The organism is Okeania sp. SIO2C9, from assembly GCF_010672455.1.
Lineage (GTDB): Bacteria > Cyanobacteriota > Cyanobacteriia > Cyanobacteriales > Microcoleaceae > Okeania.
Genome location: NZ_JAAHGO010000029.1, coordinates 92,169 through 101,050, shown reverse-complemented (window position 1 = coordinate 101,050; position 8,882 = coordinate 92,169). Strand labels below are relative to the sequence as shown.

At 37.5% G+C, this 8,882-nt stretch carries 6 protein-coding genes and 1 pseudogene; 6 read left to right on the top strand and 1 reads right to left on the bottom strand.

Annotated elements, in window-relative coordinates; translation table 11 throughout:
- Positions 1 to 163: 163 nt before the first annotated feature.
- Positions 164 to 244, bottom strand: a pseudogene (locus tag F6K23_RS21895) (IS607 family transposase); the annotation flags it as partial.
- A 120-nt stretch (positions 245 to 364) separates the two neighbouring features.
- On the opposite strand from F6K23_RS21895, the gene F6K23_RS21890 reads away from it, so the two are divergent.
- From F6K23_RS21890 to F6K23_RS21865, 6 genes are all read left to right on the top strand, one after another.
- Entirely contained in the window at positions 365 to 2,326 is a 1,962-nt protein-coding gene (locus F6K23_RS21890) for an ATP-binding protein (RefSeq protein ID WP_293159773.1), read from the top strand.
- 295 nt (positions 2,327 to 2,621) lie between these two features.
- Positions 2,622 to 3,206 carry a DUF4255 domain-containing protein gene (locus F6K23_RS21885; RefSeq protein WP_293159771.1) on the top strand — a complete coding sequence of 195 codons (585 nt, stop codon included), beginning with the start codon at positions 2,622 to 2,624 and terminating at the stop codon, positions 3,204 to 3,206.
- A 28-nt stretch (positions 3,207 to 3,234) separates the two neighbouring features.
- Positions 3,235 to 4,161 (top strand): hypothetical protein, encoded by a 927-nt coding sequence (locus F6K23_RS21880; RefSeq protein WP_293159769.1) that lies wholly within the window; start codon positions 3,235 to 3,237, stop codon positions 4,159 to 4,161.
- A 41-nt stretch (positions 4,162 to 4,202) separates the two neighbouring features.
- Positions 4,203 to 5,873 (top strand): phage tail sheath C-terminal domain-containing protein, encoded by a 1,671-nt coding sequence (locus tag F6K23_RS21875; protein WP_293159767.1) that lies wholly within the window; start codon positions 4,203 to 4,205, stop codon positions 5,871 to 5,873.
- Positions 5,874 to 5,933: 60 nt separating this feature from the next.
- On the top strand, positions 5,934 to 6,059 hold the full coding sequence (locus F6K23_RS21870; protein WP_293159765.1) for a hypothetical protein: 126 nt from the start codon (positions 5,934 to 5,936) through the stop codon (positions 6,057 to 6,059).
- Between the two features lie 103 nt (positions 6,060 to 6,162).
- Entirely contained in the window at positions 6,163 to 8,769 is a 2,607-nt protein-coding gene (locus F6K23_RS21865) for a phage tail sheath C-terminal domain-containing protein (RefSeq protein ID WP_293159763.1), read from the top strand.
- The last annotated feature ends 113 nt before the right edge of the window (positions 8,770 to 8,882 follow it).

Genomic DNA, 8,882 nt, shown 5'->3' with positions numbered 1-8,882 from the left:
CATCTTTCTCCCCATCTCTCCATCTCCCCATCTCCCCATCTCCCCATCTCCACATCTCCCCATCTCCCCATCTCCCCATCTCCCCATCTCCCCATCTCTCCATCTCTCCATCTCCCCATCTCCCCATCTCCCCATCTCCCCATCTCCCCATCTCCCCATCTAATTTTAGTTCTTGAACAATTTGTTTGTTTTTGTGGCTCCTCGAACTATATAATCTAGCTGAAAATACTGTAATTATTTCTAAGCATCAGTATAAGTATTCAACCGAACATGATATAACTCCTAGAGACTTCAATTGAGACCATAATCTTTGTATCTTTATAACATGAAAACCTCTCCTATCTATCACCGGAATCAAGAAAACTTGACCACACTCATTAATACCACTAACCATATCCGTCAATATCTAGAAAATAAGTTAGAAGATAAAACACTACAACCCCTACCCTCCGACATCATACTACCTACTTCAGCTTTAGCTAAATTGTGTCACATATTTAGCCTCACAGAATTTGAGCGGGATATCCTCCTACTCTGCATCACCCTGGAGATGGAACCCAAGGTTGCTGATTTATGTGCTAAACTCCAAGGAAATCCTCAACTTAATTATCCTACCCTTGCCTTAACCTTAACTACTTTTCCTCAAGCTAGTTGGTCTGTACTTTCTCCCCATAACCCATTACAATATTGGCGATTAATAGAAATTGGTACAGGATTAACTCTCACCAAAGCTCCTCTGCGCATTGATCCACATATTCTTAGCTATCTCCTAGGAGAAACTACTTTTGACAAACAATTATTGGGTTTTGTTTATCCTCTTCCTCCTCATCTAGAACAAATTCCTTTAGCTCCCTCTCAAAAAATAATAGTGGAGCAAATAGTAGGGATCTGGTCTGAGCTATCTTACCCATATCCTACCTTGCAACTCTGTGGTGAAGAATCAACAGCTAAATATGCCATAGCTAAAGCTGTATCTGTTTGCCTCGGTTTGAATTTGCATATCATGTCAGCGACTGTGCTTTCCCAATCTCCCAATGATATTCATCAAATCAAACAACATTGGCAAAGGGAAGCTTTGTTGAATAATAATGTACTACTACTAGAGTGTGAGAATATATTACCAAATGAGTCTCAACTTGCTTTTCAAATTTCCCAATTTGTAGAAAGTTTCTCAGCTCCTGTAATCATTTTTAGTCAGAAACGACTACAAGCTCAACACAGTCATTTTATTACTTTTGATATACCCCAACTCAGCTACCAAGAACAAACAGATATTTGGCTAACTCATCTCGGTACAGATGCAAACCAATTCCAAGTCGAGATTAGTAAGTTAGTATCTCAATTTAATCTCAGTAACACCACTATTCAATCAGTCTGTCAACAATTTAAAATTCAAAATTCAAAACTTAAAGCTGAAACTGAAAATTTCTCTGCTCCTTCTCAAGTAGAATTAGGCAGTACCTCTTCTGAATTCAACCAAATCTGGAATTTCTGTCGCTCTCAAGCTCGTCCTCAACTAGAAGGTTTAGCTCAACGCATTGAGACATCGGCAACTTGGGATGATTTAGTTTTGGCCTCACAACAACGTCAGGTACTGACAGATATAGCAACTCATCTGCGACAAAAAGCTAAAGTTTATCAAAAATGGGGTTTTGCTAACAAAGGATATCGGGGTTTAGGTATAAGCGCTCTCTTTCATGGTGAAAGTGGAACCGGTAAAACTATGGCAGCTGAGGTATTAGCTAATGAATTTCGTCTAGACCTTTACCGCATAGACCTGAGCGCTGTGGTTAGTAAATATATAGGGGAAACAGAAAAGAATTTAGAGCGCATATTCCTTGCTGCTGAAACAGGGGGAGTAATTTTACTTTTTGATGAAGCTGATGCTTTGTTTGGTAAACGTACTGAAGTTCAAGATAGTCGCGATCGCCACGCTAATGTAGAAGTATCTTACTTACTCCAACGGATGGAAGCATATCAGGGTTTGGCTATTTTGACCACAAACTTTAAAACCGCCTTAGACTCTGCTTTTCTACGTCGTATCCGGTTTATGGTTGCTTTTTCTTTTCCAGATGCTTCCTCACGAACGAAAATTTGGCAGCGTATTTTTCCGCCTCAAACACCAACCCTTGGGTTGGACTACCAATTATTGGGACAACTTAAGGTTACCGGGGGCAATATCCGCAATATTGCTCTAAATTCAGCTTTTTTCGCTGCCGATCACGATGAACCTGTGATGATGAAACATATCCTTCAAGCTACTCAAAGAGAGTATTTTAAGTTAAAAAAATTGTTGAGTGATGAAGAAATAAGAGGGTGGTCTTAACGAAGTCAGAAGTCAGAAGTTAACCCACCCCTCGCCCCTCCCCCGACCGTGGATGAGAAGTAGGGGATTTGAGCAACTCTCCAAAAACCCGATCGCCTTAAAAGGTGGGGTGGCGCGACCCATTTTATTTTGATAATCATTTTCTATTTGAATAAATAATCAAATTATAACAAAATATTTCTTTTTTCGACCTGAATAGTTTTCATGTTACTGTAAATTTTATCTAGGATATTCTATCTTGGGTAGTTGTCCTCAAACGATCGCCATTTGATTTACCATTAACAAGGAACTGCCTATGATCGATCATGTTATGTCCTTTCTCCAGGAGAAACTCAATAGCTACATCATAGTAAAAATAGGAGACCAGTTCAGCTTTAGTAATAATAAAGCTGTTGTGTTTATCCAAAATCAAAATCTCAAAGATGTGCAGTTACAAGAAAATACTATTACCACTTTATTAATCAACCTAGAAGAAGAATATACTTTTCGTTCTGGTGCAGCTTATGAAAGGATGCCCAATGGAGGTCGTGTAGATCAAAAAAACCCTAATATTTATCTCAACTTATATGTTCTTTTTGTCCCATACTTTAATGATTACAGCCATTCTTTAAAATTCTTATCCTTAATTATCAAATTTTTTCAAAGTCATCGGTTGTTCGATCGCCATAATTCTCCAGAGCTAGATCCAGAGATTGAAAAATTGACTATGGAATTGGTGAATTTGCCTTTTACTGAACAAAGGGATGTGTGGACAGGTTTGGGGTTGCCTTACAGACCTTCTGTGATTTATAAAGTGAGAATGGTTGTCTTTACAGATACGGATACTGTAGAATCTATCCCTGATGTAACTACAAAGATAGTCGTTCCTACAAATATCTAATTTTCTAATAACAAGTGAAGTCTAGATTATGATTTATAAAAAACTATTTGAATTGAGTATTCTGCACGAGTATTATACTAATCAATTATGTCCAGACTTCATTTTGGAGCCAACGATTGAATGTAGGAAAATATTAAGTGGTCATCGTTTGATTGTTAAGAATAAAGTTAATGGGATAGTGATTATTGCTCCTATAGCTCCAGATGATGAAACTCAACCCCAGATTGAACTTGCTGAGAATTTGCAATTTACTTTTCTCTTAAAACTTAAGAATCAAAAAATTGTTAATTTTACAGAAAGAGATTTTCAAGGTAGTATTTTTTTCAATCTTCAACAGAAGCAGCTAGATTATGGTTTAAGATGTCCTTCTTTTAGTAATAAAAATAGTGTTCAACCAGGAATTGTACCATTAGAAGAAGATACAGTAATATTATATTATCAAGACTTACCAAAAACTGACAAACTAAAAGAAACAATCAAATTATCTTATGAAGACTTACCAGGAGGACAAATTGTTTGGGGTATCATAATTATTGATAATAACGATTCTATGGCTGTAGATTTCAGCCAAAGCAGTGATTATCAAATCACCTTTGAGACAAAAGAACAAAAGTGGCGTTATTATGTAATAACTAATTCTCTAAAGGATGAATTATCAATTAAAGATAACGAAGGAAAAATAAGTTTTTCTGACTTTAAGGAACTTCAATCAGGAGACCCAATATTAGATATTCTTAATGGACAATTTCCAAATGGTAACAAATATTTCTCTGAATCTAGAAGAAAAATTCCTTGTCAGGAAGCGGGGATAAAAAGTATTAGTTTTTCAAAAAGTAGTAGTGTATTGATAGAAAATTTACCTAATCCACCCAATGATAATATAATTCAAGTACCTGGTTTGCTCAGAAAAGAGATGATTCAATATCAAGTAATTAATCTCCTCAAAAACAGCTAAAATATCAAAACTAAGAAAACACAAAACACAAGGATAAAACTATGGCTACTTCTTATAAAACTCCCAATGTTTATATCGAGGAAATTTCTAAATTGCCTCCTTCAGTTGCAGGTGTTTCTACAGGAATTCCTGCTTTTATTGGTTATACGGAAAAGGCTGAAGATAATGGTGAAGATTTAACAAATGTACCAACTCGAATTACTTCACTTCTGGAATATGAAACTTTCTTTGGACTTGCTAAACCCACTGTAATTGAAGTTACAACCAATGCTGCAGATGAGATAACCAATATAGAACTTACAGAACCCATATTTTTAATGCATTATGCTTTGCAGATGTTTTTTAATAACGGTGGGGGCGCTTGTTATATTGTTTCGGTTGGTACATATGGTCCAGCCAAAGCAAAAGATGATTTTATCAATGGTTTAACAGCTTTAAAGGAAGAAGACGAACCTACTTTAATATTGTTGAGTGATGCTGTTAATTTAGCTTTGGACGGTAATGACAAACCTACTGATTATTACGACCTTTGTACGCAAGCTTTGGCACAATGTAATACATTACAGGATAGGTTTGCTGTCTTTGATGTTGTTCAGGCAGACCCTAAGATTAAAGAAGATGATGATGTTGATACATTCCGAGATGCAATTGGTCAAGAATACCTAAACTATGGCGCTGCTTACTACCCCTACTTACAAACATCACTAAACTATTATTATACCGATGATTCTGTAACTGTTGACCCTGGATCAACAAAATTAAAGGCTTACAGAACAGATTCTAATGGTCTTATAGTTGCTTATAAAGGGGAAAATGGCGATACACCCGCAGTAGTCATCGAATATGGTGGGGATACTAATATAAGCTTTGGCTTTACTAACTCCAATAAGACTCTAACAATAACAATAAAACAAGCAGGCAAAAAAACAACGGCAAAAGAAATCATCAGTAAATGGAAAGAAGAAACTGATAAACATAAGTTTGACCTAAAGCAAGATGGTGATGGTAGTGCTGTGGTAAAAGACCTTGATGAAGAAGATCTCCTAGAACCGCCACACGACCTATGGTTATACAAAGCTATCAATACAGGTTTGTATAACGACATTAAATCAGAAATATCTAAGAAGCGAATCATCTTACCTCCTAGTTCTGCCATAGCTGGAGTCTATGCGAGGGTAGACCGAGATCGAGGGGTTTGGAAAGCACCCGCTAATGTCAGTTTAGCCTCAGTCACTGCTCCCACAATTAAAATTACCAACGAAGAGCAAGAAAGCCTTAACGTTGATGCCACCGCAGGTAAATCTGTCAATGCTATTCGTTATTTTACAGGCAAAGGAATCTTAGTTTGGGGAGCCAGAACATTAGCAGGTAACGACAACGAATGGCGTTATGTACCAGTGCGCCGACTATTCATTTACGTCGAAGAGTCAGTGCAACAAGCCACAGAATTTGCCATTTTTGAACCTAATGTCAGTGTGACATGGCTGAAAGTCAAATCTATGATAGAAAGTTTTTTGGAGGGGTTATGGCGACAAGGAGCATTAGCAGGTAGCACTGCAGAACAAGCATTTTTTGTGAATGTGGGACTAGGTGTAACTATGACATCACAGGACATCCTGGAAGGACGAATGAATGTAGAAATAGGTTTAGCGGCAGTACGTCCAGCGGAATTTATTATTCTGAAGTTCTCCCATAAATTACAGGAAGCATAATTTCAGTTATCAGTTATCAGTTATCAGTTATCAGTCATCAGTACGTCCAGAGATTAGCTGGTGACTGGGAATGTAGAATATGGTTTTTTTGTAATCCTGCTAATGGTAGATAAGGATGAACAACAGCTAGCAAGGGAGCAAGATGCTCCCACTACTGTTCCTTTTGACCAAAATAATTACATATAGACCAGCATTACAATGCACTACCACCTTTTTTTTCCCCTTAAAAGGGTAGGTTTGAAACCTTATTCTCTCAAATATATATCAAGCAAAAACTCAGGACTTAATCATGGTTAATTATAAAACTCCTAATGTTTATATCGAGGAAATTTCCACATTGCCTCCCTCAGTGGCGGGTGTTGCAACAGGAATTCCTGCTTTTATTGGTTATACGGCAAAGGTTATACAAGATGATGGTGAAGATTTAACGAATGTCCCAACTCGAATTACTTCAATTTTTGAGTATGAAACTCTGTTTGGAAATGCTGAACCAGCTAAGTTTGTAATTCAAGAGACTGCAGATGGAATTTCAATTAGTAATATGGCTGATGTTGTCAAGGTTAAATACTTAATGTATTATGCCTTGCAGATGTTTTATAATAATGGTGGAGGCCCTTGTTATATTGTTTCAGTTGGTACATATAGTGATACTGATGCGCCAAAAGACCCAGCTAAACTTCAAGATGGTTTAGCAGCTTTACAGAAAGAAGATGAACCTACTTTAATATTGCTGAGTGATGCGGTTAATTTAAGTGAGATTGATTATTACGATCTTTGTAAACAAGCTTTAGCACAATGTAATAAATTACAGGATAGGTTTTCTGTCTTTGATGTTCTCAAAGAAGAAGAAGTATCAGGAACAAAAACAGGAGGTGTTGATAAATTCCGAGATGGAATTGGTCAAGAATACCTGAACTATGGCGCTGTTTACTACCCCTACTTGCAAACATCACTGAACTATTATTATACTGGTGATTCTGTAACTGTTGAAGCTTTTAATTATCAAAAATTTGAATACAAAACGGCTGATGATGGTCTGATAGTTGGTTATACGGGAGTAACGTCAGATGAACCGAAAGTAAATGTTGTTGTTGATGATACTATAGATGATGAAGATACTAGTGTAGTAGTAGCTTTTGAGTTTTGGGGTAATAATGAAGAAATTTTGGTAATTAAACTTGCTGCAGATGATACAGAAGCATCAGTTATTGCCACAGAATGGGGTAAAGTTCCTGACAAAAAGAATTTTGAAGTAAAGGAAGATGGTACTGGTGATGATACTGTAGGTGAAGCTAGCACTCCAACAGAACTTGATACTCTGGAATTGAGGTTGAAGGTAATAGAAGGTGAGAATGGTATTACAGTCACTCATACAGGAGAGGAGAATGATGACCCGAAAGTAAAGATTATTCTTAACGGTGAAGAAGCAGTAGATTTTGATTTTGACGACGATGACAAAACTCTAATAATTAAACTCATAAAAACTCTCCCTACAACTGCAACTGATATCGCAGAAGCATGGGTTAGTTTTGATCAGGAAAAAAATAATTTTGAAATCCTAGAAAATCCTGATGGTAATGGCAGTGCTGAGATCCAAGTGTTAGATCCTGCAGAACCACTCGATACATTTTTAAGGTCGAAGGTAATAGCAGGTGATGAGGGTATTAAAGTCTCTCATGGAGGAGGAGAGAGTGATGTGCCGAAAGTAAATATTATTCCTAACGATGGAAATACAGTAGATTTTGAGTTTAGCTCCGACGATAAAACTCTAATTATCAAAATCAAAAACGCTAGCGCTACAACTGCAGAAGATATCTTCAACCAATGGGATACTAGTGCTCCTGCAAACAAAAAGAATTTTGAAATCACGAAAAATGGTACTGGCAATGCTAATATAAGTACGATGGACACTCCATCAGAACTGAGTCTCATAGTAATGAGAGCTTACAGAACAGCTCCTAATGGTCTTGCTGTTACTCATAGAGGTACACAGACCGATGCACCAACAGTAACTATTAGTAATGGTAGTAGTGACACAGTAACAGTTACACCTGCAGCAGATAACAGCATTACAATAGTTCTCAAATCACCAGACCGAATAACAACAGTAGAAGACATCATCACAGTATGGGCAGGTGTAAGCAATGATAGTAAATATGGTTTTGAACTAAAGAAAGATAGTGATGGCAGTGTCCCTGTAGTAGTACCCGATCCAGCACCAGCATTCAAAAATCCACCATTACCCCTATGGTATTACGAAACTGCTAATACAGGTTTGTATAATGACATTAAAACAGAAATATCTAAGAAGCGAGTCATCTTACCTCCTAGTTCTTCCATAGCAGGAGTCTATGCTAGGGTAGACCGAGACCGAGGGGTTTGGAAAGCACCCGCTAATGTGAGTTTAGCATCAGTCACAGCTCCCACAGTCAAAATTACCAACGAAGCTCAAGAAAACCTTAACGTTGATGCCACGGCAGGTAAATCTGTCAATGCTATTCGTTATTTTACAGGTAAAGGAGTCTTAGTTTGGGGATCAAGAACATTAGCAGGTAACGACAACGAATGGCGTTATGTACCAGTGCGCCGACTATTCATTTACGTCGAAGAGTCAGTGCAACAAGCTACAGAATTTGCCATTTTTGAACCTAATGTCAGTGCAACATGGCTGAAAGTTAAGTCAATGATCGAAAACTTCTTGGAGGGGTTATGGCGACAGGGAGCATTAGCAGGTAGCACTGCTCAACAAGCATTCTTTGTGAATGTGGGACTGGGTGTAACTATGTCATCACAGGACATCTTAGAAGGACGAATGAATGTAGAAATAGGTCTGGCAGCAGTACGTCCGGCGGAATTTATTATTCTCAAGTTCTCCCATAAATTACAGGAAGCATAATTTCAGTTATCAGTTATCAGTTATCAGTTATCAGTACGTCCAGAGATTCACTGGTGACTGGGAATGCAGAATAACGATAGGAAGCAATTTTCCACAACCCCATGAGATTGCTT

Excerpts from the sequence above, each read along its gene's own strand:
- F6K23_RS21885 (WP_293159771.1), top strand. The coding sequence starts at position 2,622 with ATGATCGATCATGTTATGTCCTTTCTCCAGGAGAAACTCAATAGCTAC.
- F6K23_RS21880 (WP_293159769.1), top strand. The coding sequence starts at position 3,235 with ATGATTTATAAAAAACTATTTGAATTGAGTATTCTGCACGAGTATTAT.
- F6K23_RS21875 (WP_293159767.1), top strand. The coding sequence starts at position 4,203 with ATGGCTACTTCTTATAAAACTCCCAATGTTTATATCGAGGAAATTTCT.
- F6K23_RS21865 (WP_293159763.1), top strand. The coding sequence starts at position 6,163 with ATGGTTAATTATAAAACTCCTAATGTTTATATCGAGGAAATTTCCACA.